At 59.2% G+C, this 25,800-nt stretch carries 26 protein-coding genes; 12 read left to right on the top strand and 14 right to left on the bottom strand.

Translation table 11 applies throughout. The features are described 5' to 3' along the window. Positions 1 to 52 precede the first annotated feature (52 nt). Positions 53 to 484 carry an RNA recognition motif domain-containing protein gene (locus LOC68_RS17160; RefSeq protein ID WP_230220995.1) on the bottom strand — a complete coding sequence of 144 codons (432 nt, stop codon included), beginning with the start codon at positions 482 to 484 and terminating at the stop codon, positions 53 to 55. Between the two features lie 564 nt (positions 485 to 1,048). Between LOC68_RS17160 and LOC68_RS17155 the strand changes: the two genes are divergently transcribed. Next, positions 1,049 to 1,357 carry a hypothetical protein gene (locus LOC68_RS17155; RefSeq protein WP_230220994.1) on the top strand — a complete coding sequence of 103 codons (309 nt, stop codon included), beginning with the start codon at positions 1,049 to 1,051 and terminating at the stop codon, positions 1,355 to 1,357. A 166-nt stretch (positions 1,358 to 1,523) separates the two neighbouring features. Here the strand turns inward: LOC68_RS17155 and LOC68_RS17150 are convergent, their stop codons facing one another. From LOC68_RS17150 to LOC68_RS17140, 3 genes are all read right to left on the bottom strand, one after another. Then, a complete protein-coding gene (locus LOC68_RS17150) occupies positions 1,524 to 2,006 on the bottom strand; it encodes a hypothetical protein (protein WP_230220992.1) in 483 nt (160 codons plus the stop codon). 72 nt (positions 2,007 to 2,078) lie between these two features. Next, positions 2,079 to 2,486 (bottom strand): hypothetical protein, encoded by a 408-nt coding sequence (locus tag LOC68_RS17145; RefSeq protein WP_230220990.1) that lies wholly within the window; start codon positions 2,484 to 2,486, stop codon positions 2,079 to 2,081. A 74-nt stretch (positions 2,487 to 2,560) separates the two neighbouring features. Beyond that, a complete protein-coding gene (locus LOC68_RS17140; protein ID WP_230220989.1) occupies positions 2,561 to 3,037 on the bottom strand; it encodes a hypothetical protein in 477 nt (158 codons plus the stop codon). Positions 3,038 to 3,281: 244 nt separating this feature from the next. Between LOC68_RS17140 and LOC68_RS17135 the strand changes: the two genes are divergently transcribed. From LOC68_RS17135 to LOC68_RS17115, 5 genes are all read left to right on the top strand, one after another. Continuing rightward, positions 3,282 to 3,752: a zinc-ribbon domain containing protein gene (locus LOC68_RS17135; RefSeq protein WP_230220988.1), complete on the top strand. Its 471-nt coding sequence runs from the start codon at positions 3,282 to 3,284 to the stop codon at positions 3,750 to 3,752. Positions 3,753 to 4,113: 361 nt separating this feature from the next. Next, a complete protein-coding gene (gene argH / locus LOC68_RS17130) occupies positions 4,114 to 5,502 on the top strand; it encodes an argininosuccinate lyase (RefSeq protein ID WP_230220987.1) in 1,389 nt (462 codons plus the stop codon). Positions 5,503 to 5,579: 77 nt separating this feature from the next. Beyond that, complete coding sequence (locus LOC68_RS17125) at positions 5,580 to 7,808, top strand: HEAT repeat domain-containing protein (protein WP_230220986.1); 2,229 nt, start codon at positions 5,580 to 5,582, stop codon at positions 7,806 to 7,808. Between the two features lie 93 nt (positions 7,809 to 7,901). Beyond that, positions 7,902 to 8,888: a sigma-54 interaction domain-containing protein gene (locus LOC68_RS17120; protein WP_230225159.1), complete on the top strand. Its 987-nt coding sequence runs from the start codon at positions 7,902 to 7,904 to the stop codon at positions 8,886 to 8,888. 140 nt (positions 8,889 to 9,028) lie between these two features. Continuing rightward, on the top strand, positions 9,029 to 9,874 hold the full coding sequence (locus tag LOC68_RS17115; RefSeq protein WP_230220984.1) for a GGDEF domain-containing protein: 846 nt from the start codon (positions 9,029 to 9,031) through the stop codon (positions 9,872 to 9,874). A gap of 9 nt (positions 9,875 to 9,883) precedes the next feature. On the opposite strand, the gene LOC68_RS17110 is transcribed toward LOC68_RS17115, so the two are convergent. The 4 genes from LOC68_RS17110 to LOC68_RS17095 all read right to left on the bottom strand — a co-directional run bounded on the left by LOC68_RS17110 (position 9,884) and on the right by LOC68_RS17095 (position 15,130). Further along, positions 9,884 to 10,300, bottom strand: coding sequence for a hypothetical protein (locus LOC68_RS17110; RefSeq protein WP_230220983.1), 417 nt, complete (start codon positions 10,298 to 10,300; stop codon positions 9,884 to 9,886). Positions 10,301 to 10,357: 57 nt separating this feature from the next. Next, the gene (locus tag LOC68_RS17105) at positions 10,358 to 11,386 is read right to left on the bottom strand and encodes a DUF1559 domain-containing protein (protein ID WP_230220980.1); all 1,029 of its coding nucleotides are present in this window, start codon (positions 11,384 to 11,386) and stop codon (positions 10,358 to 10,360) included. 116 nt (positions 11,387 to 11,502) lie between these two features. Then, on the bottom strand, positions 11,503 to 14,586 hold the full coding sequence (locus LOC68_RS17100; RefSeq protein WP_230220979.1) for a PVC-type heme-binding CxxCH protein: 3,084 nt from the start codon (positions 14,584 to 14,586) through the stop codon (positions 11,503 to 11,505). Positions 14,587 to 14,725: 139 nt separating this feature from the next. Next, the gene (locus LOC68_RS17095) at positions 14,726 to 15,130 is read right to left on the bottom strand and encodes a hypothetical protein (protein ID WP_230220977.1); all 405 of its coding nucleotides are present in this window, start codon (positions 15,128 to 15,130) and stop codon (positions 14,726 to 14,728) included. A 239-nt stretch (positions 15,131 to 15,369) separates the two neighbouring features. Between LOC68_RS17095 and LOC68_RS17090 the strand changes: the two genes are divergently transcribed. The 3 genes from LOC68_RS17090 to LOC68_RS17080 all read left to right on the top strand — a co-directional run bounded on the left by LOC68_RS17090 (position 15,370) and on the right by LOC68_RS17080 (position 16,721). Next, positions 15,370 to 15,696 (top strand): hypothetical protein, encoded by a 327-nt coding sequence (locus LOC68_RS17090; protein WP_230220975.1) that lies wholly within the window; start codon positions 15,370 to 15,372, stop codon positions 15,694 to 15,696. 310 nt (positions 15,697 to 16,006) lie between these two features. Continuing rightward, positions 16,007 to 16,351 (top strand): YihY/virulence factor BrkB family protein, encoded by a 345-nt coding sequence (locus LOC68_RS17085; RefSeq protein WP_230220973.1) that lies wholly within the window; start codon positions 16,007 to 16,009, stop codon positions 16,349 to 16,351. Between the two features lies 1 nt (position 16,352). Further along, a complete protein-coding gene (locus tag LOC68_RS17080; RefSeq protein ID WP_230220971.1) occupies positions 16,353 to 16,721 on the top strand; it encodes a hypothetical protein in 369 nt (122 codons plus the stop codon). Between the two features lie 12 nt (positions 16,722 to 16,733). On the opposite strand, the gene LOC68_RS17075 is transcribed toward LOC68_RS17080, so the two are convergent. Next, positions 16,734 to 17,252, bottom strand: a complete 519-nt coding sequence (locus LOC68_RS17075; protein WP_230220969.1) for a protein-tyrosine phosphatase family protein — start codon at positions 17,250 to 17,252, stop codon at positions 16,734 to 16,736. 237 nt (positions 17,253 to 17,489) lie between these two features. Here LOC68_RS17075 and LOC68_RS17070 point away from each other — a divergent pair, with 237 nt between their 5' ends. Further along, positions 17,490 to 18,065, top strand: a complete 576-nt coding sequence (locus tag LOC68_RS17070; RefSeq protein ID WP_230220967.1) for a pyridoxamine 5'-phosphate oxidase family protein — start codon at positions 17,490 to 17,492, stop codon at positions 18,063 to 18,065. A 26-nt stretch (positions 18,066 to 18,091) separates the two neighbouring features. Here LOC68_RS17070 and LOC68_RS17065 read toward each other — a convergent pair whose 3' ends face one another. Together LOC68_RS17065 and LOC68_RS17060 are read right to left on the bottom strand one after the other, a co-directional pair. Continuing rightward, entirely contained in the window at positions 18,092 to 19,084 is a 993-nt protein-coding gene (locus LOC68_RS17065; protein ID WP_230220965.1) for an extracellular solute-binding protein, read from the bottom strand. Positions 19,085 to 19,811: 727 nt separating this feature from the next. Continuing rightward, a complete protein-coding gene (locus tag LOC68_RS17060; protein WP_230220963.1) occupies positions 19,812 to 20,261 on the bottom strand; it encodes a hypothetical protein in 450 nt (149 codons plus the stop codon). Positions 20,262 to 20,381: 120 nt separating this feature from the next. Here LOC68_RS17060 and LOC68_RS17055 point away from each other — a divergent pair, with 120 nt between their 5' ends. Next, positions 20,382 to 21,887, top strand: a complete 1,506-nt coding sequence (locus LOC68_RS17055) for a hypothetical protein (protein WP_230220961.1) — start codon at positions 20,382 to 20,384, stop codon at positions 21,885 to 21,887. 53 nt (positions 21,888 to 21,940) lie between these two features. Continuing rightward, on the top strand, positions 21,941 to 22,414 hold the full coding sequence (locus LOC68_RS17050) for a hypothetical protein (protein ID WP_230220959.1): 474 nt from the start codon (positions 21,941 to 21,943) through the stop codon (positions 22,412 to 22,414). Between the two features lie 67 nt (positions 22,415 to 22,481). Here LOC68_RS17050 and LOC68_RS17045 read toward each other — a convergent pair whose 3' ends face one another. The 3 genes from LOC68_RS17045 to LOC68_RS17035 form a co-directional block, all read right to left on the bottom strand. Beyond that, on the bottom strand, positions 22,482 to 22,913 hold the full coding sequence (locus LOC68_RS17045) for an Ig-like domain-containing protein (RefSeq protein WP_230220957.1): 432 nt from the start codon (positions 22,911 to 22,913) through the stop codon (positions 22,482 to 22,484). A gap of 53 nt (positions 22,914 to 22,966) precedes the next feature. Further along, positions 22,967 to 23,902 carry a DUF1559 domain-containing protein gene (locus tag LOC68_RS17040; protein WP_230220955.1) on the bottom strand — a complete coding sequence of 312 codons (936 nt, stop codon included), beginning with the start codon at positions 23,900 to 23,902 and terminating at the stop codon, positions 22,967 to 22,969. Between the two features lie 435 nt (positions 23,903 to 24,337). Then, complete coding sequence (locus tag LOC68_RS17035; protein WP_230220953.1) at positions 24,338 to 25,672, bottom strand: dihydroorotase; 1,335 nt, start codon at positions 25,670 to 25,672, stop codon at positions 24,338 to 24,340. Positions 25,673 to 25,800: the final 128 nt, after the last annotated feature.

The raw sequence follows: 25,800 nt of genomic DNA, 5'->3' as shown, positions 1-25,800 counted from the left end.
GCTGTCGAATGTTGATTTGTTTTCGGCCAATGCCGCCGAATGCGAGGATCGCTTACCAGCGATCGCCACCGCGGTCGCCACGATCGCCACGATCGCCGCCGCGTCCGCCACGATCGCCGCCACGGCCACCGCCGCCGCCGTAACCGCCGCGTCCACCGCCGCCGCCGCCACCGTAGCCGCCGCGACCACCGCCGCCGCCGCCACCGTAACCGCCGCCGCCACCGCCGCCGGTGCGTTCACGTTCGCGGGCTTCGTTCACGACCAGCTTACGGCCGTCGACGTCAAAACCGTTCAAAGCTTCGGTCGCCGCAACGGCATCGCCGTCGGACGCCATTTCCACGAAACCGAAACCGCGCGAACGGCCCGTTTCGCGATCGTTGATCACGCTCGCCGAAGCGACCTGACCATATTGACCAAACAGGTTCTCCAGCTCACTGGAACCATACTGGTAGGGGAGATTCCCTACATACAACTTCTTACCCACAGGCGCAGACCTAATCAAAACTTCTGACAAGAAACTGGTTATCGATCTCAGACGGATCGATGGAACACGAAAAAAAGGATGGCAACCCAGGCGAGCGGTTCGCGAGCGGCTGCTAAGCCGGCTCTACAGTCAGAAGGGGAGAAGAAGATTCGGTCGTGCGCCGTCGAATATTCGGACCGGAAACCTGATCGTCGCTCGCGTCTTCGGGACTTTCGTCAGCCGGCAAGTCATTCTTGCAGTCTGATCGTATCGGCGCGAATTGACCGCCGTCAATAGAATTCGCCACCATTTGGCGGTTCCTTACCTAAAATTGACCGAATCGCGCCAGCCGCCGCTTCCCCGGACGGTCGCCGATCGTAGTGCTTTGTTAATCGGTTACGCGCTTTTGACGGTCCCCCGCCGTTCGACTTGGGTCGCCAGGACGCCGATCCGGTCGCTGGCGATTTGTTCCCGCCCTGAAAACCGAGGGCCTCCGGCGACCATGAAGGAATCGCTTTAAACTCCGCAGCCAATTACAATTGGCCCGTACCTTCCGTACCGCCAACCCTACAAAAAGCGACCCGCATGCAGCCGAAAACGAAGATCATTGACCTCTTTGAATGCGGTTCGATTCCGGCCGCCGAAGCGGCCCATCGCCTGCTTTTGCTGGTCGACGAGGAAAACGTCAGCGAGCTGCTGGCTGATCTTCCCCCCGAGGTCGCCGAAAAGATCATGGCGATGCCGGCCGAGTACCGCCGGGTCATGCTGGGCGCCCATCTGACGATCATCGGACCGGAAGAGTTCGATCTGCTCGGACACCTCCCAACCGAGAAGACCCCAACGGCGGCCCAGATCGCCCTGGCCAAAGTGCGGTTGGAAGATTCCGGCTACTAAGACCGACCGCCGAGCTTGCCGCAGTTAGTTCGCACCCTAGGGAATTCCTCGACTAGAGTCGCCACCGCTGGCCTCTTTCGTCAAGGATCTCTGGCGATGATCAAGGAACGTCGCACGCGCGGCGATCAGGTTCCGACAAAGCCGCTTGCTGCGCCCGAGCGTGGACCTACTGGTCCCAGAGATGCGTCAGATAACGCGGGACCGACAGCAGCCAGTTTCTGGCTTGGTGAGGGTCCGAAAAGTGGCGGCCGGTATGACCGCGGTTATGGGCGATGTCGCCAAGCTCATCGATCCGCAGACTCGCTTCAGAGTCGACCGCTTCGCTACGTACGATCGCCAATACGAACTTGCGAAAGATCGATACGCACTCTTCAGCGATCCGGTAGCCGTCCAACTGATTGGGATGGAAGTTGGTGAGATCAAAGTACCACAGCACGCGGTCAAGCTTCTCCGCTTCCGCTTCCGCCGAGATTCGATGCGCCATCGCCAGGAACTGTTCGACGCTCCCCCACGGTCCGCTCGTCTGGACCACCAGATGATCCACTTCGGCGACGAACAAGTATTCGATATCGTGATCCGCGCGTGGCGGCGTCGGCTCAAAATGGACAGGCGCAGCGTCGCGGCCGACGGAATAGGGAGTAGTCGTCATACGCTCGAACATCCTCATTCTTCGGTGCAAATCGTGAACGTCGACAAGCGACGCGAAACGGCGGAATCAGGTTTACCAATCGCACATCGCAAAGTAACTGCTCGGAACGGCGCTCAGCCACTCGCGGGCCGCCTCTTCTTCCAGGCAAACTTGACCGCGTAGTCCGCGGTTTTTCGCCACAGTCTCCAAAAAGTCGAGACGTTGACGCAGTTCGGGAGTCAACTCATAACGCGGAACGTAAACGACCGCGAGGCAGCGAAACGCATCGGCCGCCGCTTCGCCTGAAATGTGCGATTCCAAAACGGTGATCGGCCGGCCAACGGTATCGTCCAACCACAACACGCGATCGCGATGATGTCGATGCGCGACCTCGCGAATCGTGTTGCACATCGCCACGCTGTCTTCATGGGAATGCCATGGACCACTGGTCGTCACGACCAATAGCTGTTCTTCAAGTTCAAATTCAAAGTGAATGTCCATCGTCTTGCCTGCAACGATTTAACATGCCGCTTTCGAAAAAGCAGCAGTCGGAAATAGAAGTGGGGAACCGATCGTTAGCGCCTTGCCGCGGGGACTACGGAGTGCTGAGCTAGCCAATAACGAGCTTCCGCCGGATCGGCGAACAGCTCGCTGTGCAGCCCTCGATTTTTCGCAACCCGAACGACAAAGCGGATCGCCTCTTCCATTCTTGCGTCGCGCTTTTGCAAGGAAACGTAACCCACCGCAAGCGGCTCCAGAATCGCCGCCGCTCGCTGTCCCAGGAAATGTCCTTCCAGCGTGGTGGGAATTCGTCCGGTCATATCGCTTAGATATAGCACTCGATACAAACCCGCGCTCTCCGCTTGGGCCAGGATTTTGGAAAATGCCGCAATCGTATCGCCAGGCTTCTCCCAAGCGCCAGACACATTGGCGATTAGGATCTGATCTTCGGTTGCAAAATCAACGTGGGCCGTCATCGAAGTCTCCTCTGGTTGCAACTGAAGAATATCTTTCGTTTTTTCCGGAGGCGGAATTTTGCGGAACGAGCGCATTCCCATGCCGAAGAGGGGCTATTGGATAGTTTTCCAGCGAACCTAAACGGGTCGGTCAGCGCTCTTAAGAATGGTTTCGTCCAAATATGCAGGGGGCCAATCATTCCTGGCGCGTTTCATCAGATCGCCCAGCAAGTTAGGGCGGTAGGATGGCAGCGCACTTCGACGCCTTCTCGGACTAACATGCATGAAAATTCGCTAGCAAATCTACAGAACGAAAAGCCCGTCTGTGTACTGAGAAGCCATGAAAAGCAATCGCCAGAAGCGTGAGCAGCTGAAAGCGAAACGAGCCCGCAAAGCGCAGCGAGCCCATTACGCCGCGATCTTGCGGGGCGAAGTTCGGCCGGCCAACGCCCCATTGATCAACACTCCGATCGTTTTCAAACCGGGAAACGTTCCCTGCGACCGTTCGCAGTTGGCCCCCTTCGGCACGTACAGTCCGCCGGCATTCTACGAAAACGGATATGACGACATCTCGTACCGCTGCGCTGACTGCGGCGTCGAAGATGTCTGGACCGCCAAGAATCAGAAATGGTGGTATGAGGTGATCAAAGGAGCGATCTACTCTGGCGCCAAACGTTGCCTCGCGTGCCGGATCAAGCGACGAAAGATTCGAGCCGACGCGAACGAGCGGCGTCTGGCGGGCCTAGAGCGCAAACAACTGTCCAGACGGTTGCTCCCCTCCTCACAAAAGCGGAAGCGAAAAGTCGAATAGTCGCCTCTCCAGGGCCCATCAATCCCGATTGATGGCTATCTCCCCTATTACCTGCCCAAGATCCAATCACGGGTTGTCGCAGCGCGGAAATCGCCGATTCGGGCAGTGCTTGCGAAATAGGCTTCAATGGAGAATAAATGCGCAGCAAGCCCGCTTTAGGGCCCTCAGAAGCTGGTCAAACGAGAGTGAAATTGCGCGGGTTAATAGGAGGAATCGATCAATACCGATGATGGGGGCCTAGGATGCCCAAAAGATATGCAACCGCGCTGCCCGACTCGTTGACACCTTCTCCTAAGCCGTTTAATATTCGAATGTTGTCGATTTTTCTAGCGATTTTTTGCTGCGCAATTCCGAGGCACTTTTGGCACGCGTCAGTCCATCACAGAGCGGGGTCTTTAACACGGAAGCGGACCAGCGCGTCGAACGTTTTACCGAGAGCGTCAGCTTCGACCGCCGGCTTTACGCGGTGGACATTTCTGGCTCAATCGCTCACGCCCAGATGCTAGCGGATGTAGGCGTATTGACGGCGGAAGAGGCCGGCCAGATCGAAACGACCCTGCTGGCGATCAAGGCCGAGATCGACGCCGGCGACTTCGAGTTTCAACAGTCGCTCGAAGACGTCCATATGAATATTGAGAAGCAGCTGGTCGACCGCCTTGGCGATGTCGGCCGGAAGCTGCACACCGGTCGCAGCCGCAACGACCAGATCGCCACCGATACCCGGCTCTGGGTTCGCGAGGCGATTGACGCGATCGATGAGCGGCTGGAAACCTTGCAGCGCGCCTTCGTCGGTCGCTGCGACGCCGACGCCGAGATCCTGCTTCCCGCCTATACCCATTTGCAGCGCGCTCAGCCGGTTCTGGCTCCGCATTACTGGTTGGCCTACGTCGAAAAGCTCGCGCGCGATCGGACTCGCTTGGCCGATTGCCGCCGCCGCGTCAACATTTGCAGCCTGGGAACGGCCGCTTTGGCCGGCACCACCCTGCCGATCAATCGCCACAACGTCGCCCAGCGACTTGGGTTTGAGGATGTGGCCCGCAACAGCTTGGACGTCTCGAGCGATCGGGACTACCTGCTGGAGTTCGCGTTCTGCCTGACGTTGATCGCTGAACATCTCAGCACGTGGGCCGACGAATGGGTCCTGTGGTCGACCGTCGAATTCAACTTCATCAAGTTGCCGCAGCAGTTCTGCACCGGCTCTTCGATCATGCCGCAGAAGATCAATCCCGACGTCTGCGAACTGGTCCGCGGAAAAAGCGCCCGGGTGATTGGCAATTTGCAGTCGCTGCTGGTCCTGGTGAAAGGGTTGCCCCTCGCCTACAACCGCGACCTGCAAGAAGACAAAGAGCCGCTGTTCGACTCGTATGACACGGTCTCGGCCTGCTTGGAACTCGCGGCGCCGATCGTCGCCGGAGCCGAGCTAAAGGTCGAATCGATCCGGTCGCGGTTGGATCGCGGATTCCTCGACGCGACGACCTTGATGGAGCACCTGATCAAGCTGGGAACGCCGCAGCGAACGGCTCACCACCAGATTGGCGCCCTGGTCAAACAGGCGATGGAAGCCGACTGCCGGCTGGCCGACCTGCCGTTAGAAGCGTTTCAAGCGTTAAATCCGTCGCTCGACGAGAGCGTATACGACGTGCTGGGGGTCGATAAGGCGGTCGCCGCCTTCCAAAGTTACGGCTCAACTGCCCCGAGCGAGGTCAAGAAACAGGTTCGTTATTGGAAAGAGCAATTAAACTTGGACTAGTCCTCCAGCAAGGAAGCGCGACGTTGGTTCTCCCCCAAGATGGAATGCGGAACTTCCTTTAGCCCCGCCGCGTGCTCATGAAGCGATCACTACTTACGATTTGTTGGATCTTGCTGGCCGTCGGAACCGTCGCCGCCCAAGCGCCCGCTCCGTCGACGACGCCTGCCCCGCCGGTCGATTCTCCGGCTGTGGCCGCGATTCGCGAATCGAACCCGACGACTCCGCTGGAACTCGCCGAAGCGGCCGCACTGATGGTCGATCTGGGACGCGCCGACGTCGCCAACGAATATCTGAACAAGATCCTCACCGACAAGCCGAGCGATGAGGACCTGGTCAAGCTGCAAGCCAAGTTCGGCAGCGGTCCGCTGATCCGCTTTCAAAATCTCCCCGCACTGCAACCGGCTGGTACTGACGTCGCCAACCTTGTCTTCGCCGCGGTCGAGAAACTGACCCGCAATCCCGCCTTCCTCCAGCAGCAAGTCGATGCGCTCGCTTCGACCGATGAGAACGCAGTCCGTAGCGCCACCATCGCGCTGCGTGGCGCCGGCGCCGCGGCGATCGAGCCGCTGCTGTTGGCCTTCGCCAAGAGCGACAACGCGTCGGTTCGGACCGCGTCGCTGAAGATCATCCTAAAACTTGGCCAAGACGCCGAACCGGCTCTGTGGGGCGCTCTCGACAGCAATGATCCGCAAATCAAAGCGGCCGCTCTCTCGGCGCTCGGAGCGCTGCGCTCCAATCGTTCGCTCGACGTGATGGTCGGTCCGGCCGTCAATCCGAGCGAACCGGCCGAAGTCCGCAAAGCGGCCTCCCAAGCGGTGATCGACATCGTCGGCGCCCCGGCGTCGACCAGCGACGTCGAGAAGTTCCTCACCAAACGAATCGAAGGCTACTTGGCCGGCGAACCGGTCTTCTCCGGCGGTCCCCTAACCACGATGGACGTTTGGACCTGGAACGACGCCGCGCCCCACCTGACCAAGACGACGCTCAGCCTGGCCGATGCGTCGACCGTCTGGATCGCTCGGATGGCTCGCGACCTGGCGGCCATCAATCCGCACAACGAAGAAAACGCTCGCCTGCGAATGCTGACCGCGCTGCAAAGCGTGATCGCCCTGAACGGCCCCAACGCTCCGATCAAGGGAACGCCGGCCGATGCGGCCGCGCAAGAGTTGGGACCGGCCGCCGTGGAAGACGCCCTGGCCTATGCGTTGACCCACCCGAACCTGACGATGGCGGCGATCGCCGCTTGTCGTTGGCTGGGAGAACAAGGAAACGTCGCCGCGGTCTTCCCGCGTGACGGACGCGAAAGCCCGTTGGCGACCGCCCTGTCGCATGGCAACTTCCGCGTACAAGCGGCGGCGGTCGACGCCATCTTGGCGCTCGACCCGAAAGAGCCGTACGCCGGCTCGAGCGCTTTGATCGAAGCGCTGATCACCTTCGCTCGCACTTCTGGCGAACGCATCGCCGTGATCGCCGATCCTGATTCGGAACGCGCCCAAGAGTTGGCCGGCCTGCTGACCGAACTCGGCTACTCGGTCATCTCGCGCTGCGGACGCCGTGAGTTCTTCGACGCGATTTACTCGACTCCCGACGTCGAACTGATCTTCATCAGCGACGCGGTCGATCGCCCTGGCGCCTTTGAAATGGTGCAAATCGTCCACCGCGACAAGCGAACCGCCACTACGCCGATCGGCGTGATTCCGTGGATCGACGACTACAGCCGTTGGCAAGTTCGCCTGTCGGACGATCCTTACGCGATGGCCCTGATTCGGGCACACGACATCGAAGGGCTGACCTTCCAGATTCAACAGCTGTACGCTCTCGAAGGTCGTTTGCTGGTCGATGCCGCTGAACGTGCTCAGCGCGGCCAGATGGCGCTGGCCGCTTTGGCCAAGTTGTCCTCGGATCCCGCCTACAAGTTCTATGACCTTGTGCTGTACGAAAAAGCGCTCGCCGACCTGATCACCAATCCGGTTTCGATGGAAGACGCTGCGACGCTGTTGGCGAACCTCGGCACTCCGACCGCCCAGTGTGCGTTGGTCAACACGGCCAGCGAAAACGCACGTCCCATCGCCGAGCGGCAGATCGCCGCCAAGGCGTTCGCCGATTCGGTGAAGAAGTTCGGTTTGCGTCTGACGCGACATCAGATCTTGCTGCAGTACGAACGATACAACGAAAGCGAGACCTACCCACGCGAGACCCAAGATGTGTTGGCGAGCCTCCTCGATACGATGGAAGCTTCCGCGAAAGGAGTTCGCCTGGATCAGCCCGGCCTCGTGCAGCCTGTTATGGAAGAGGTCGCAAAGTAATTCATGTACGGCGATTGGTCAGATGCACCGCGCTCGTTGGCGACGTTAGGCTACGAGCCCCCGATTCCCGGCTTGATCGGATCGAGCCAGGCGATGATGGAGGTCTACAACCTCACGCGTCGCGTGGCCGGCAGCAACGCTTCAGTTCTGCTGCTCGGCGAGACCGGCGTCGGTAAGGAAATGATCGCCTCGGCGGTTCATCGTTTGAGCCAACGTGCGGCCGGTCCCTTCGTGAAGGTGAACTGCGGCGCGCTGAGCGAGAGCCTGCTCGAAAGCGAACTGTTCGGGCACATGCGGGGCGCTTTTACCGGCGCGGTCAGCAACCGAACCGGTCGTTTTGAAGCGGCCCACGGCGGCTCGATCTTCCTCGACGAAATCAACTCGACGTCGCTCCACTTGCAAGTGAAACTGCTGCGGGTGCTGCAAGAGCGCGAATTTGAACGGGTCGGCGATACGCAAACCATTCGCGTCGATACCCGCGTCGTCGCCGCGTCGAACCGCGACCTGATGGACGAAGTCGAAGCGGAACGTTTCCGCGAAGACTTGTACTGGCGTCTGAACGTCGTCCCGATCCGCATCCCTCCGCTGCGCGAACGCCGCGAAGACATTCCAGAACTGGTCGCTCACTTTCTGAACGTCTATAGCGAAGCGAACGAACGGCACGTCGTCCATATCCAGCGCGAAGCGATGGAAGCGCTGCAGGATCATGATTGGCCTGGTAACGTCCGCGAACTGCAAAACTATGTAGAACGGGCCGTCGTGCTCGCCGAGTCAGACGAGTTGACCGTCGACCTGCTCCCCCCCGAAATCCGCAGCGGCGTGAAACGACCTACCCTCGGCATGTCGGCCCAGGCGTTTGACCTCGACACGCTAACGCAGGAAGTGGTGCAGCAAGGCCTCAACGAAGCCGACCCGGACGCTGAAGATTTGCATAGCCGCGTGGTGAACCGCGTCGAGAAAGAATTGATCGCGCAGGTCATGCAGGCCTGCAGCGGGGTCCAGACCAAGGCGGCGACCCGCTTGGGGATTAATCGGAATACCCTGCATAAAAAGCTGAAAGAATACGATCTCGACTCTTGATCGTCGGCTTCGAGCCAATCGTACTACGCACAAGTAACCTATGATACCTTGTCGCTAGTACTCCCTGTTTTTGGCTCCCAACCATCATGCGCCCTTTCGACCTCGACGACCCATCGCTGCAATCGTTGCGACCGTCCCAGATGGAACGATGGCTCGACTCTTGTACCGCGCATCGTCAGCTGACGATTCTGGTGGCGTGCCTCTTCTGCGTTGTCATCGGCGTGCTCGACATGCTGCTCGGCAACGAGTTTCCGGTCTCCGCACTCTGTCTGCCGTTTGTGGTGGCGGTTTGCTGGGTCGCCAGTTTGCAGACGGCGATCATCCTCTCGCTGATTTGCTCGATGGCCTGGATCATTGACGACGCGTTTCAGCTCCACTCCAGTTCTCCCGGCGTTACGCTCGCCGAAGCCTGGCATACGGCGGTGCACGCTTCGTTTTTCCTGGTGGTCGTTTCGGTCGTCTGGCGACTACGGTGCGCGTACGAACGGGAACGATTGTTCGCCCGCATCGACGTGATGACGGGATTACTGAATACCGCCGCGTTCAACGATACCGCCGAACGCGAGGCGGCACATTGCCGTCGCACGCATACCCCGCTGACGGTCGCATTTATCGACTGCGACAACTTCAAGAACGTTAACGACACCCTCGGTCATCGAACCGGCGATCGTCTGCTGAAAACGGTCGCGGGGATTCTGTGCCAATCGGTTCGCGATATGGACGCCGTGGCGCGGTTGGGTGGAGACGAGTTCGCCCTGCTCCTCCCTGGCGCCACCGAAGAGCAATCGCAAGTCGTCATCGATCGCGTGCAAAAGCGACTGAACGATGCGATGGCCGCCGAGAAATGGCCGGTCACCTTCAGCATCGGCGTCGCGGTCTATCACAAGCCGGAACCGGACGCCGACGCGCTGTTGCATGGCGCCGATCAGCTGATGTACGACGTGAAACGGAACGCCAAAGATGGCGTCGCGTATCACGTGGAGTAACGTCGCCGCTTACAGCGCGATATCGTACTGCGTCTCGCCGCCCGTTTCGATCGTGACGCTCAATCCGCTCGTGGTCCGCTCCGAGTATTTCGCCGGAATCTTGACCGTCATCGGCGCCGGCGGATTGGCGGCCAGCGCATGGGCGTCAGTTTCGTCGACCACCGTCTTGCCGATCGATACCTGGTATGCCTGACCGATATCGGCGTAGGGGAACGTGACCAAGTATTTGCCTTCCCCCGTGAGATTCGCGTAGGCCGACTCGCCCGTCTTGGGCGAAGTGAAATGGACGCTTCCCTGATCCAGCGGCTTACCCTCGAGGGTGACGACGCCCTGGATCGTCGCACTGGGACGCTCACTCCCGCCCCCGCACCCCAATAACATCGTGGCGGCGATCCCTAGAATCGCCAAATGAACGTACCGAAACATAGACCAGCCTCTTCCGAAAGATGATTGCGCAGGAAAGAAAACGATTGGTAGGCGCCACTAGTATTCGCCAACCACCTGACCGTCGTCACGCACGCTTAGTTGCTGGATCGTCGTCAGGTTAATCGTGTCCGGCACGAAGCGGACTGAACCGTCGACGAGCACCACCTGGATGCCGCCGGGATGGAACGAAGTGAGCGGCGTGTTGAAGTCCCACTCGGCGTTCGCTTCGGCGCCAACCGACGTCGGATTCGGCGTATGGAAGACGGCGGTCAAGCCGTTCCCGTACCGATGCTGTCCCGCGGTCCCGGCGCGCCAATCGGCGACCGTACCGTTGTAGGCGCAACCGCCCCAGCCGGTGTGATAGTTGGCCATCTTTCGCGTAGCGGCGTTCGCGTGGTTATTGCCCGACTGCTCCGAAATCAGAATCGTGTTCGAGGTTCCGTCGACGACTCCCTGCATGCCGGTCGTCGTGTTGATCAGCAAAGCGCCGTTGTCGGTCGCGTAGGCGTCGTACTGCGTCTTGTAGTAGGTCGTCGTCCGTCCGGCGGGGTCAGGATAGGCGCCCATGATGCCGACATAGTGATGACCCTGCGTCACGGAACCGATCGATCTCAGCTGCGCGTTGTAGGCGTAGAGCGGATCGATCGCGCTGGAGGGACAAACGTAACCGTCAATTACCAGCCCGAGGATCTGCCGCGTGTAGCTGCTGTAAGCGTTGATGTTGGTTTGCGTACCGCCGCCGACGTACGTATCGAGGTTGTAGCCGGACGCTTTGTCCAGATCGTAAACCGCCGACTGCTCCATGAACGGCAACAAGGCCCATCGCCAGCTGGTTCCCGCCTTGGTGATGTAGTAGCGAGCGCCGAAGGGAAACGAGCGATAGGTGTCGTGGTAGTTGTGCGTCGCCAGGCCGAGCTGCTTCAAGTTGTTGCTGCAACTCATCCGCCGGGCAGCTTCGCGAGCTTGCTGCACGGCCGGCAACAGCAGCGCGATTAACACGCCGATAATCGCAATCACGACTAGCAGCTCTACCAGCGTAAATCCGCCGCGATGCGACTCGCGGCGCAGGGAAAGGCACGTTCTCATCAGAATCAAACCCCAGGAAAGGAGAGAAATGATCGTATCGAGATAATCCGAATAGAATTTCCGCCTTTTACTGCGTGACGACTCGGGCGCCTATCTCCAAGTCGAAGCTTGCCGCATTACGGCGCCTTGTCGCTTTGCAAGTAAGCGAACAAATCGCGAATCTGCGTCGCCGTCATTTCGCTGAGCAAGCGATCGGGCATCAGAGACTTGTCGACCGCCAAGGGACCTTCCTCGATTTCATCGCGAGGAATCACCAGAGCTGGGTTCTCGGCGTTTTGCAGCGTGATCGTCTTGTCATCCTGCTCACGAACGAAGCCCGACAAGACGCGACCGTCGACCAGCAGGACGCGGAAGTTGGTGTACTCTTCCCGAATCGCAGCGCTCGGATCGACGACCGACAGCAACATGTAGTCGAGGTTCTTTCGCTCGTACCCGGTCAGTTCAGGACCGATCGACGCCCCATCGCCATGCAGCTTATGACAGGTCGCACAGGTCTTCTTAAAGAGCGCGGCGCCATGCACGGCGTCGCCGCTTCCCGTCTTCAGAATCGTCGCCGTCTGCTCAAGCTGCTTCGCCAGTTCGTCCGGCGTCGCTCGCGTGGCGCCCCACAGTTTGCCGATCCGCTCGTTTAGCGCTTCGTCGCCGTGCAGCTTCAGGTTTTCGACCAGGTCGACCGCAACGGCCGAGCGCGGAATTGTCCCCTTTTCAATCGCAGTAACCAGCGATTGTGCCGAAGCGGCGCGCCCCGCGGCCAGATCGATGATCGCTGCGCGAACTGTTTCGTTCTCTTGCGGGTAACGAGCGACCAGCGCCATCGCGATTTCGGGCGAGTCGAACTGTCGCAAACCACCAATCGCCGCAACGCGCACATCGGCCGAAGGCGTGGTCGTCGCGACACGTAGCAACGCGTCTTTCGCTTCGGTCGAACCAACTTGTCCCAACAGCTGCGCCAGCTTCACGCGCTGGTCGAGCTTCGCCTTTTCGTTTTCCACCACGGCGATCGCCGCAACTTCCGCTTCCTTCTGACCAGCACGCACCAAGAGCGCCATCTGCTCTGGCGAATCGCCGCTGGCCGAAGCGACGATCGCGTCGCGCAGCTCCGCCGGCAACGCTTCAATCTTCCGGCCAGCAAAGGCGGTATCGATCCCCGTCAACATGCTGCCGCGCAAGGTCGGCACGTCGGTCTGGTTCAGCAATTCGGCCAGTTCCAGCAAGTGAGGCTCCGTCGGTTCGGCCGCTAAACGCTGGGCGAGACGGGGCAAGACCACGTCGCCGCCGATCTTGGTCGTTTGCAATTTCTTGACGATGCCGCCGATGTCGAGCGACGAGTCGTTGGCATGCCCTTCGATCGCCCACCACGTGAGGAGCGGAATGTGCGGGTCGCCGGAGAGGTCGTCACGCGTCGCCAGGCGGACCGCCGTTTCAAACCCGACGACGCCGGGGATTCGTTTGGCGGTGCAAGCCAACTGGCTGCAAACTTCGACGTCCGTTTCCTTCTCCGCCATTTGATAAAGCGCGTCGGCGTAGGTTTCCGCCAACTGCGGCGTCAACAGGCGAACGCCCCAGACGCGAACGTACGGGTCGGCATGATGGAGCGCGATCTTGGCCGTCTGTTCGTCGTATTGCCGTAGACCATGAATCGCCCACAGGTATTCGAGCGCCAGCTGTCCTTTCAGTTCCGGCAGTTTCTCGATTAGGCTCGCCGCGGCGAAAGGATCGCCATGTTCGTAGATCATCCGCTGCGCCAGTTGGCGGCGAAGCTTGTTCGGGCTCTCGAGCACCTTCACTAATTCGGCAGTCGTTAGCTTGCCGAGATCAAACGGCTCTTGATGCGGATATTCGTTCGGCTGAATCCGCCAGATGCGACCGCGAGCACGATCCCATGTATCGCGCGGATCGACGTGCGTCAGACGGGTATCGCACCAGTCGGCGACATAGACGCAGCCATCCGGTCCTGTCTTGATATCAACCGGGCGAAACCAGACGTCGTCGGTCTCCATCACCTTCAGTTCGTCCTCGGTTTTCCAAGTCGAACCGTCCGGCATCATCTTCGAGACCGCAACATAGTTGTGCAGCGGCACCGGCGCGATCAAACGACCGTAGTAACGAGCCGGCAGCGCTTCGCTCTCATACTTGACCAGCGTGTGGCTGAAACGTTCGGCCGCGGCATGTCCCATCTGAGTGAAGAACCCGAAAGCGTAGGGATTGGTCAGCGGACCATGCTTTCCCCACGCCTTCGAATAGTAGCCCCCTTGGACGTAGTGAAAGCCGCGGGTGTTGCCGCCGTTGTGTCCTGAGTAAACGCGTCCCTGGGCGTCGAATTCGACGGCGAACGTGTTGCCGCCCCCTTCGGCGAAGACCTCGAACAGGTTCTTCTCGGGATGGTAGCGCCAGATCCCCTGCCCTTTGAAATGGACCGACGGATGCGACGGGTTGCGCGGCAACGTCACGGTCGCCCAACAGGTGCTCCCTTGCGCACCGTACAGCCAACCGTCGGGTCCCCAGGTCAAACTGTTGGCGACCGCATGCGTATCGGCCAAACCGAAGCCGGCCAGGTGAACTTCCGGATCGCCGTCCGGGACGTCGTCTTGATCTTTGTCGGGATAGAACAGCAGGTAAGGCGGGTTCATCACCCAGACGCCGCCGCGGCCGGGGAGCGCGCTGGTGGCGATGTTCAGCCCGTCGACAAAGGTCTTCTGCTTGTCGAAGACGCCGTCGCCGTCGACATCTTCATGAATCGTGATCTTGTCGGCGCCGCGATCATGATGCGGGGGCGCCGGAGGAACTTTATCAAAGACGGCTCGAAGGTGTTCGTCGTACTTCACCACCTTCAGACCGGCCGGAAAGGGATACTGCAGATACTGCACGACCCACATCCGTCCCCGCTCGTCAAAGTTGATGCAGACCGGCTGTCGCACGTCGGGCTCAGACAGAGCCAACTTGACCGTCACGTCGTCGGGCGTCGTGAACTGCTTTTCGGCGTCGAGCGGATCGACGGCGGGAATCGAAAAATCGCCGGTCGCGCCGCGGCCAGCGAAATTGCGAATATGCTCGCGGACCGCCTCATTTTCGGCGGTCTCCAGCGAACGTTTTTTCTTCTCCAAATCGGCAGGCGTTTCTTCGGCAAACGCACTAAACGCGAACAAACCGAGGAGGGCGAACAGCAGCAGGAAGGCGGAGTAGGCGGGAGTTTTTGGCATGGCGGTCACAAGGCAGGAAAGGACGTCAGGTGACAGTTTCGCTTCCTCGCAGTATAGAGGAGGGGCAATTAGATGTCACGAGAAATCTTTTCCGGCCATTTGGACCGTTTACGGCGCTAGAAACCGGCCCAACTAGCGATTAGGGCGCTAGTTCCAGGCGAAATAACACCCCCTGCTCGACCGCCGCCTCCAAGCAGCGTTTCATTTCGGTCAGCTCGGCGATCACTTCGTCCGGGAAGTCGAGCTGCTCCGAAAAATCGGCCTCTTCGGCGATCGCGTCGATCAGCGCGATGACCATCTTCAAACCTTCGGCCGGCGAGTACCATTCGTCCCACGGACCAAGCGCCTCGTCCAGATCATCTTCATCCCCGTCAAAATCTTCCGGGATCGGACGATCGTCCCCAAACGAGCTGAACCGGGGGGAGTCGATCGCTTCGGCGATGGCGTCGAGCGTCTCAAACTGGTCGAACAGCAGCTTCCCCTCGGCCTCAAACTGGATGCCGGTCAACTCGGGATTGAAAGCGGGATATACCGACATGCCCATCGCACGATCCTTTTTCGCAAACGTAACGACCCCGGAAGTCGGCCCGGCCGCGCCAGGCAATCGAAGGTGAGTAACCAAGGGTCGCACGTCCTCTTAATATAGTCCGTAAACGGCGATTCCGTCAGGCAGCGTCTTGGGGGGGAAATTGGGCGCAAATCGTTTCGCCTGGGAGCCGAAAAAGGTTTAGACTGAAACGAGTTGCGTGACTCGCCGTTTCGGATGGAACTGGAATGCCTCCTATGACCGAGAAAACAACTCCTCGACTCTCGACATTCGACGTCGCGGTCATTTTGCTGATACTAATGCTGTTCGCCTACGTCGCTTCCTTCTATATCCTTTCCCGGAAAGGCATCCGTCAAGCCGAAGCGGAGGGGGTTCTGGGATACGACTTTCTGGACGACGCCTGGTCGATCAAAAGCGATTCGCGAGAGCGACTGTTGGAGGTCGTTTATCTTCCGCTGATCAAGATCGATGCGTTAATGGCTTCCGGTCGTCAACCAACCGACCAGCCGCCAGCCTACTACATGACAAGCGACGTGCAGTTCTATTCGAGTACGAACCCATGACCGACGAGCCACGACGCTGGACTTTCCAATTGCAGATCACGACTACGATTTTGCTTGCTTGCGTCCTGACTTACGTCGGCGCCTTCGTCTACTATTCCCGTTTCAGTCCTAAAATCGTGACAAGCTGGGGCAGTGACGACTACTGGTTCGACGACACAATCGTCGTCGACGGCCTAGTGCGACACCAGCGACTCTGCCGAATATTCTGGCCACTCGTTGAGCTTGATGCGAGACTACTTTCAGGACGTCATGCGCAACGGCCGCTAAGCCCCGGGCCCATACAACTTCTTCACGATGTCCAACCGGCGCCATGAACGACGCGAATCCGTCCAGATTCCGGATTTCCACCCCGGCCGCGATATTCGCCCTGCTCGGATTGCTAGTAGCGTCCTACGTCATTTCGTTCTATGTCATCTCATTCACTGGCTATGACGAAACGCCGCAGGAGCTTGACGGCTATTACTTCGCCGACCCGCTTACCGACGCCGGCGAACGCCGACACCTCTACTTTTGCCGGCTCTACTGGCCCTTGATCGAAATCGACGCCCGACTCATCACCGGTCGCCGCCCAGGTTCCGCCGTATTAAAACTCCTGTCTTGCAGCGATGAAGGTATGGTCGACGCCGAGACGTTCCATTCCGTCGAGGGCTATTAATTTGGAGACGCAACCTCGTTCCGTCCGCTCTTACCTCCGCGATGGCATGATCGTCGTCATCCTGGCGTTCGCGCTCATCTACCTCGGCACGTTCCTTTATCTCTCCCGCTCCGGCATGCACACCGCCGAGGAATACGGCTGGGACTTTTACTACTTCACAGAACCTACCTGGACGGCGGAGCGCGAGCAGACCGGCGAGACCCTTTGCATGGTCTATTGGCCATTGATTGAAATCGACGCGCGACTGGTTTCCGGAATGCACGCTCGAGCCGTTCGGCCGGTTCAACTGATTGAAGACATTCAGTCGGCGCCGTCGGTCACGCCGCTTGAAATCCGTCGCAGCCCCATCCCAGTCAGGCCGCAAGATTAAAGAAATGCGCCGCTACGAGAAGTCGACCAACAACGAGGCGAGCTCGGGGTGTTCGTGGCCATAAGCCCGAACTCGGCTCAGTAAGAATTCGCTAATCAGCGAGCGATGCCCCGGGGCCGCATCCGGCGACGTACGATTGATCCTTTCCTTCGCCTCCTCTTCCTTCAATCCGCAGGCAATCAGAAACAGCCACAAGATCGTTGGCGAGCGATTCTGTCCGGCGATGCAATGGACAAAGACTTTGGAGTCGTCGTCGCCAAACGCTCGACGGATGACCTCCATGCACTGCAGAGCGCTCTCGACCGGAATCGGCGTCAGATCGGCGATCGGCACGTCGGAGACTTGAGCAAACGGGGCCAGCGTCGTCTCTGGCAAACTTGCAGCGTCGCTCACATTCAAAATGTGCGTCACCTGCTGCGAAAGGAGTTCCTCGCGCCGCAAAGGATCAACAAATCGCCCGACGGCGAGTCGCGGCGATACCCAATAAATCCCGGTCCGCATCGCCGTTTGTAAAGAATCGGGAAGATTCATTGGTTGATTTGCGCGAAGATAAGAACCAAAGATGTCGACTCCCCCTCATTCTCCACCCCCATGGAGAATTCGTCGAGTAGAAAGCGAGAATAGCCAAATTCGCTGCCGAACTTGGCTATCGACGTCGAATCGTTACGGCGAAGATCGCGATCGCTTCACGGCTGAGCGAACCTTTTTGTCCGTACCGGCATCCGATTAAGTACGTCGCATTACGCCCCCAATCATGCAGGAACGCCAATGGGTAAGATCTACGAGACGATCGAGGATCGCGTCGCTCAATTCATTCGCCAACAGAAACTCTTTTTTGTCGCGACCGCGCCGTTGGCTGAAGATGGGCTGATTAATCTTTCGCCGAAAGGGCTCGACTCGTTTCGGATACTCGATGAGAAGACGGTCGCTTATCTCGATCTAACCGGCAGCGGCATTGAGACGATCGCTCACGCCAAAGAGAACGGCCGGATCACGGTGATGTTCTGCTCGTTTGAAGGCGCCCCAAATATCTTGCGGCTGTACGGCCAGGCCGAAGTGCTGGAGCCGGATCACGCCGACTTCGCTTCGCTCCGCGAACTCTTCCCGCACATGCCGGGGACCCGTTCGATCATTCGGATCCATGTCTCCCGCATCTCCGACTCATGCGGCTACGCGGTGCCGAAATATCAGTTTGTCGAAGATCGCTCGACGCTGATTGACTACTGCGTCCAGAAGGGCCCGCAAGGGTTGGCCGATTATCGGCGTGAAAAGAACGCGACCAGCCTCGACGGCTTGAAGGGGCTCGACAACTTTGAGGGGGACCCGGCGACTGCCGAAAGCTAACCGTTGGCGTCGCGACTGGCCCGGCATTACTGGGTCAAAAAGAGAGGCGTCAAAAAGTTCGCCGCATCGTCCCATTTGTCGGCCGCCGCCCGAAAGTCGACCTGCATCGCCCGTTTGGTCTGCGGCGTTTCGATCTGCGGCGGCGCGGTAACTTTCGGATTCAGCGGGATCTGGGCGCTCGGCCCGGCCGCGAGCGCCGCTTCCACTTCCGGCTGCAGCAAGTAATCGACCAACTTCCGTGCACTCTCGGGATGGGGGCAATTTCGCAGGATCGCCAACGTGTTGGGGATATAAAGCGTGCCGAGTTCCCCTTCCCCTTGGTCGGGATAAACGATCGCCACCGGCGAACCGCTCCGCAACTCTCCCATCGCATCGTCAGTATCGGTCAGGCCGAAGGCGATCTGCCCGCTGCCAACGGCGACCGCCACTTGCTTGTTGCCGGGAAACATCCGGGCGTTCTCTTTCAGCTCGGTAAAAAACTGCTCCGCCTTGTCAGGTCCCCAGACCGAAAACAACACCGCCGCGTGCGTCGCCGTCGTCCCGAACAGCGGCTTCGCGAACCCGCAGCGTCCTTTCCACTTCGGATCGACCAGGTCCAGAATCGACGTCGGGCGATCTTCCGCATTCACCAAGTCGGTATTCACCAATAGCACGCGGGCACGGCTCGCAAAGCCATACCAGGTACCTTCCGGCGAACGAAACTCCGGCGGAAAGTCCTCCGAGTTCGGCGGAACGTACGCGTCGAGCAGCCCCGCCTTTTCAAGCCGCAGCGTGTTGAGAACTTCGTTATTCCAAAAGACGTCGCACCGGGGACGATCCTTCTCGGCCAGTAGCGCGGCGGTCAGGCCGACCGTTTTGTTCGCTTCGGTATCGTACTTCGGAGCAATATAGACGCCGGTCTCTTTTTCAAACGCCAGGAAATGGGGTTCGGAAAACTCACGATCTAGCGCGACGTAAACAACCGCTTCGTTACTGGAACCAAACCGGCAGCCGACAAACGCCAAAGCAACGAAAAACATTGCGACGGTCGCAGACGAAAATCTTCCCCGCTTTCTGAATTCAGTATTCCGCCTTTTACGGTTCATCCATACCTCTTCGTTTCCGATCGCATCAATCGACACACTAGCCCGAGGCGCAAGCCGAGGGAATGCGTCCTCCATCATTTTCGATCCTGCGCATCGCGCACATAAACAATGGCGCTAACTCTCGCTTGGTCACTATTCAAATATCGTCCGCTTCCTCTCTCCGACCACCAAGTCTTGCGCGGCGGTCCAAACTCATTCAATCGACGAGACGCCCAATACTTCAATTGTCGCAATACTTCTTTTGGCGGTTGATCGGCCCAGACGACTACATGAGCGTGATTTGACCGACAGTTTACGGCAAAGAGCACCCAGCCGCGGAATTCGCAGTGATCATGGATTGCCTGCTCAACAACACTACGTTGTTCAGGGCCGAGTCGAACTTTCGGTTCGATCATTGCTCGAGATGCTGCCCGTTGACGCTCGTCGTCGGGCAATTGATCTCCCCCCATTCTTCTCACCCAACCTCGTCGATCCCCGGGAAGCCAACTTCCATACGTCGTCCATGTCAACAAATAAGCCAAAGGCTCGGGCAGCGGGGCCTCGTTGGGACGATCGGAATTCATGAGTGCGACTGCTCTTGTGCGACGAAGTGGACGCCGTTATTGGCACTATAGCAGCCTGATCGAAATGGAGCACGCATTCCCTCGACTTGCGCCTCGGGCTAGTGTTGAGACGATACTCCTAGCGCCTTTCTCCGCATCCCCCACACCGTCAGCGACACGACGCAACTGGTCGCCAGGGCGGCGAGGATTTCGGTCTGGTCGGCCATTAGCAATACCGAATTGCGTCCCAACAGCACCAGCACGCCGATCATCACCAGCGCGACCGCTTGCACCGCAATCCACAGGGTGGCGTTGCGGCGTTCGTACTGCGGTGACGCGTGTAGACCTTGCCAATCGAGAATCGCGATCCGAAAGTGTCCTGCCGAAACGACCAGCTGAAAAATCGCCGCGACTCCCCATGCGAAGATCCCAGCCGCCGACAGATGCTGCAGGTTTTGCGGAAAGTCCGGCCAATCGAGCCCGCAGACGATCGCTCCCAAGAGCGAAACTCCCCCCGCAACGGCGTGGGACCAAGGACGGCGAACGACAGATTCGGAAGCGGCGGACATCGACTCTTACATTAATCCTGCGAACAACGGCGTTTCGGTCTAGAATAGCACGTAACCCTATCCTATTCTGCCGGGCGTCTCCTGCCCGCCCCCAAAACTTGATCGCCCAAGGATCCCGCGATGCGATGGCTGCTGATCGGCATGACGCTAGTTTTGTTCGGTTGCGGATCGAGCGACAAGCCGACCGCGGCGCCGGCGCCTCAAGTCGCAGCGACTCCCCAACCGACCCGACAGCCAATCGTCGAAGAAAAGCCGGCGAAGCCGACCGAACCGGTGCGCCGCGCGACGATGGAGCCAGCCAAGAAAGATGACGACGGCTCGATCGCCGTTCTGAATCAGTTCATGAACGACGATGGCGCCGGGGATCGCTTTCGGCCGGCGCCGATCGAACCGCGTGTCGAGTTTGAGATCGACCCGGCGACGCTCGCCGCCAACGGCCTACGGCAGATCAAGGGAAAACATCTGACGCTGATCACCGACTTGCCCACTTCCCCCGAAGTGGACGAGTTGCCGACTGTGTTTGACGCGGCCTTTCCTCTCTGGTGCGAATACTTCAACGTCGATCCGGTCAAGTTCGCCAATTGGCACACCAAGGGGTGCCTCATGTCGCGCGAAGAGCCGTTCGTCGCCGCCGGGATGTTACCGAACGACCTGCCGAAATTCTTGCATGGCTATGCTCGCGGAGACGCTTTCTGGTTGCGCGAACAGCCGAGCCCGCAGTATCGCCGACATTTGCTGCTGCACGAAGGAACGCACAGCTTCATGGAACGGATGTTCGGCGGCGGAGGACCTCCGTGGTACTCGGAAGGAATCGCCGAGTATTTCGGCACGCACTACTGGCGCGACGGCAAGTTGACCATCGGCGTCGTCCCCGCTTCGAAAGAAGAGATGCCGATGTGGGGTCGGATCAAGATCATCAAAGAAGACTTTGCGGCGCGACAAGGGAAAACGCTCGACGACGTGATGAACTACGCGCTTGACGCTCACTTGCAAACGTCGCCATACGGCTGGTGCTGGGGTGCGGTCACTTATCTGGAAACCGATCCGCGGACGCATGACGAATTCCGCAAGCTGCAGGAATACGTCCGACTTGGCTACGACATGAACCGCCGCTTTCAAGAGTCGCTCGCCGACCAGTGGCCCGAAATCAACGAAGGGTGGCAGATGTTCGTCGCCAACGCCGACTACGGCTACGACTTCACTCGCAACCGCATCGCTTACGCTCCCGGCAAACCGATCGCCGGCGATACGGCGACCGCGGTCATTCAGACGAACCAAGGTTGGCAGTCGACTGGTATTCTGCTGGAAGCAGGCAAGACCTACGAGATCGCCGCCCGCGGCCGTTACTTGCTGCAGCAAAACCCGGATTGGCCCTGCGAACCGAACGGCGTCACGCTCCACTACTTCAACGAGCGTCCGCTTGGTCAACTGCTTTGCGGACTTCGGCCTGACGACTGGAAAGGCCCCGGCGCATCGCCGCTGACGATCTCCGAAACGGTCGGAACGCAGCGGACGTTGACCCCGCCGCTGACCGCAACCTTGTACATGAAGGTGAACGACAATCCCGGCCAACTGGCCGACAACGTCGGCGAGATTGAGATCGCAGTTCGCGAGAAGGCGCAATAGCGGCAATTTGCCTTTGCCCCTCAGATCCCTATTCTGGAAGTAGGGAGAACGTCATGAAACATGCCATCGCGCTGATCGGTTTGCTCCTCTTGGCCTTACCGGCAAGTGGGCAAGATCTGCCGAAAGATACCGCGCCGTCCTCAACATCGCTCCGGCGATTGTCGACCCGCGAGCAATACCTATACGGCTCGCTCTATAGCGGCGTAACGCGACGACCGGCGATCGATCAGTACTTGCTCGACCAAGGCGGTCTCGACTCGGCCGGCAAGCTGCCGACGCTCCCCTATCGTCGCCGCGCCGATGCGACCTTCCCCAACGGCTTTCCGCTCCCCGCGCAATCGCCGCGCGGGTATGAACAACCGAAATTGGGACTGGAGCGTTACTATCGCTCGACGCGTCCCCTGCCCCGGCTGACGGCGACCGAACGAGCCGAAGCGACTCTCTATCGCGGCCCTTCTCGTCCCGGCCTGATCGCCCCGCGAGCGGAAGCCAATCGCACCGTTCCCAGTTGGCGACGCGGCGATTAAAGCCGCGACGCAAGAAACAAAAAACGCCTCGACCGGCGAGGCGTTTTTCGCGTTCGATAAGATGCGATTAACCTCCTCCGGTTGATCGCTTCAGGTCGAAGTTGGCGTCGGCGTTCGACCCGGCTTTTACGTCATAGCGCAGTTCGGAATCGGTGTTGTACATCGCCGGCAGGATTTCCTTTTTCGGCTTCACTCCTTCTCCCTCGACGGTCGCCGCGGTGATGCGGACGACGTTTTCACCAACGATCGCTCCCATGCGGGTATTGGTGAACTGCAGTTCGTACCGCCCGTTGGCGTCGGTCTTGCCGTGCGCGGGACGATCATTTTCGTGGTAGAAGTTGACCGTCGCGTCGGGCAGCGGCTTGCCGTTCAACGTGACCGTCCCGGAAACCGTGCCTAACTGCGGACCGCTGACGCCGCCGCAGCCGAGAATCATGCTCGCCGCGATGATGGCGACTGGCGCCAACTTCTGCGGCGAGAAAAACTGTTCAACGTTCATGAGAATCGCCAAATTCAAAAGACTTCGAAAAAAAGAGGTACGCTTCGCCGCGACTAGTAAGGCTGAATCACTTCGCCACCGTCCATCGTGCCAAGGGCCGCTTGCGTGCGCAGCGGAATCGTCTCCGGCACAAATTGGACGCTGGCGTCCCCAAACAGGAACTGAGCGCCGCCAGGATGCAGACTGCTCGGGTTGTAGGTGGTCGAACCGTTGATCACATAATCAGTGTCGTTCGAGACCCGTTCCATCCGGATGCGCACCTGGAACTGAGAGATCGAACCGGAGATGCTGCCGCCGAAATCGTTGTGGTAGCCAATCCAGAGCGACGCGGTCGGCCCACCCTGCGAGCAACGCTCGGCGACGATGATCGTATTGCTCAGACCATCGGTGATGTCGCGGAACTTGGTTTGCGAGTCGTCGGTGAATACCGCCGGGCGATCGCTGCCGCCGGTGCCGGTCGAAACCGGGTCGGTCGCGTTGTAGTAGGCGGAGAAGACGCCGATGTAATTCGACTTCGCGAAGTAGATCCCGCCGGTTCCTCCTAATTTCTTATTCAGATCGCCCCCTGGATCGGACGGGCAAAGGTAAGCGGTCAGCGGCGTTTGCGCCAGCGGCGGACGTCCGCCCACGCCGGTCGTCGTCACAGCGGTGATGTCCTCCCACGGCCCATTGAATGCGCCGGCCGTTCCTAGTGCGTCCCAAAGATTCCCTTGTTCGATAAACGGCAGCAACATGGCGCTCCAGCAAAGTTGATTGCTGGTGACGATGCCCGGGGGAAGGCGGTTGTAGGTGTCGTGGTAGTTGTGGAGCGAGAGTCCAATCTGCTTCAGATTGTTGCTGCAGGTCATCCGGCGAGCCGCTTCGCGAGCCTGCTGTACCGCCGGCAACAAGAGCGCGATCAACACGCCGATGATCGCAATTACCACCAGCAGCTCGACCAAGGTAAAACCGCGTCGAGAAGGGTGAGACGAGAAAAAACGAGCGCTCATATGGCAGAACTCACATGAAAAGAAATGAAGGTGAATTGAAAAATGTGGCCATGTCGTCAAATAGAAACATATCCATTTAAAGAAATAATTCGCGCCACTAATCCCATTTAGTACTTAACAACGGAACCACGTCCAATGTTTTGCTTTTTTTTGCTTTTTCTTTGCATCTATTTACAGCTCTTGTGAGCTGTTTGCTTTCCAAAAACTATGGTGCTCATGAGTTTTGTTTCGAGCCTCAGTTGCTGCCGCAAACCCCACCAGATTCGCAAAGAAGCTCCACGTACAGAGTGTGGCTGCCACGCCGTAAAGCGAATAGGAAGCGGCGCCATTGCATAAAATGAGAATGCTTCCATGCGGCGAATGGCCGGTCGGATCGAAGAAAAAAAAACGCCGACCAAAAGGTCGGCGTTTTTGATTTGCGAGTTGTCGTGACGACTAGCCGTCGATGCCGGCCCAGTAACCGCCCCGCGAGTGATCGAACATCACTTCGACGCCGGGGCGCGAGAGGTCGAATTCCCCTTCGCGATAGACTTCTTTGCCGCAGACCCAGGTGCGAACCGGCCAGCCGGTCACTTCGCGTCCTTCGAACGGGGTCCAGCGGCACTTCGTTTGCATGTTCGGGCCACGCAGCGCGACCGACTTGTTCATGTCGACCAGCACCAGGTCGGCGTCATAGCCAACTTCGATCCGCCCCTTCTCCATGATGTCCCAGACCAGCGCCGGTCCTTCGCACAGCCAGTGGACGACGTCCTCCAGCGTGCACTTTTCTTTGTGGACCAGGTCGAGCATCAGCGGCAGCACGGTCTCGACGCCGGGAACGCCGGACGGGCTATCGGGATAGCGTTGGCACTTGTCTTCGTAGCGATGCGGCGCGTGATCGGTCGCGACGATCTGAATCTGATCGTCCAGCAGCGCCTGCAGCAGCGCGGCGTTGTCCGAGGCCGATTTCAGGGCCGGATTCATCTGGGCCAGCGTCCCCAGATTCATGTAGTCCGAATCGTTCATCAGCAAGTGATGCGGCGTCACTTCGGCGGTGATCAGATCGGCGTGGTCTTCAAATTCGGCCAGCGCCAGTTCCGACGAAATGTGGCAAAGGTGAAGCCGGTGCTTGTATTCCTTCGCCAGCGCAACCGCTTTGCGAACGGCCGACGCTTCCGCTTCCGGCGTACGAATCCTCGAGTGATCGACGACGTTGCGGGTCAGCCCGAACTCTTCAAAGTTGCGGGTGATGATGTTTTCGTCTTCGGCGTGCACGGCGATCGGCAGCTTGGTTTCGGCGAAGATCGCTTCCAGCATGCCGGGATCTTTCAGGAAGAGATCGCCGGTGGTGCTCCCCATGTAAATCTTGATGCCCGGGGTGCGTTTCGCCTTCTTCAGTTCGGCGATGTTGTCGAGCGTGGCGCCGATGAAAAAGCCGTAGTTGACCACGCTTTTGACCGAAGCGAGAGTCAGCTTTTCATCCAGCATCTTCTGCGAGATCGTGGCCGGGCTGGTGTTGGGCATGTCCAGGAACGTGGTCACGCCCCCTTTGGCGGCCGCCATGCTGCCGGTGCGGAGATCTTCCTTCTCGGTACCGCCGGGATCGCGCATGTGGACGTGGGCGTCGATCACGCCCGGCAGCAGATGCATGCCGTAGGCGTAGACGGTTTCATCCGCTTCCACGGTGTCGGCCGGGTCGATCTCGGCGATGGTCGCCCCATCGATCAAGACCGACGTCTTGGAGGGACCGTCCGGCAGCATCACGGTGGCGTTCTTAATCAGCGTTTTCATGCTATTTCCTCGATGGCCGCGAACGGCTGCAGGCGAGATTTAACGCTTCCTGGCGGCGACAAGCTGGTCGCATCGTCGGAAGCGGAGATAGATTCCTGTCGGGCCGCATTTCCGCGGCGGACCGAGCC

The sequence above is a fragment of the Blastopirellula sediminis genome, assembly GCF_020966755.1.
Classification (GTDB): Bacteria; Planctomycetota; Planctomycetia; order Pirellulales; family Pirellulaceae; genus Blastopirellula; species Blastopirellula sediminis.
This window is presented reverse-complemented; position numbering and strand designations above follow the sequence as displayed.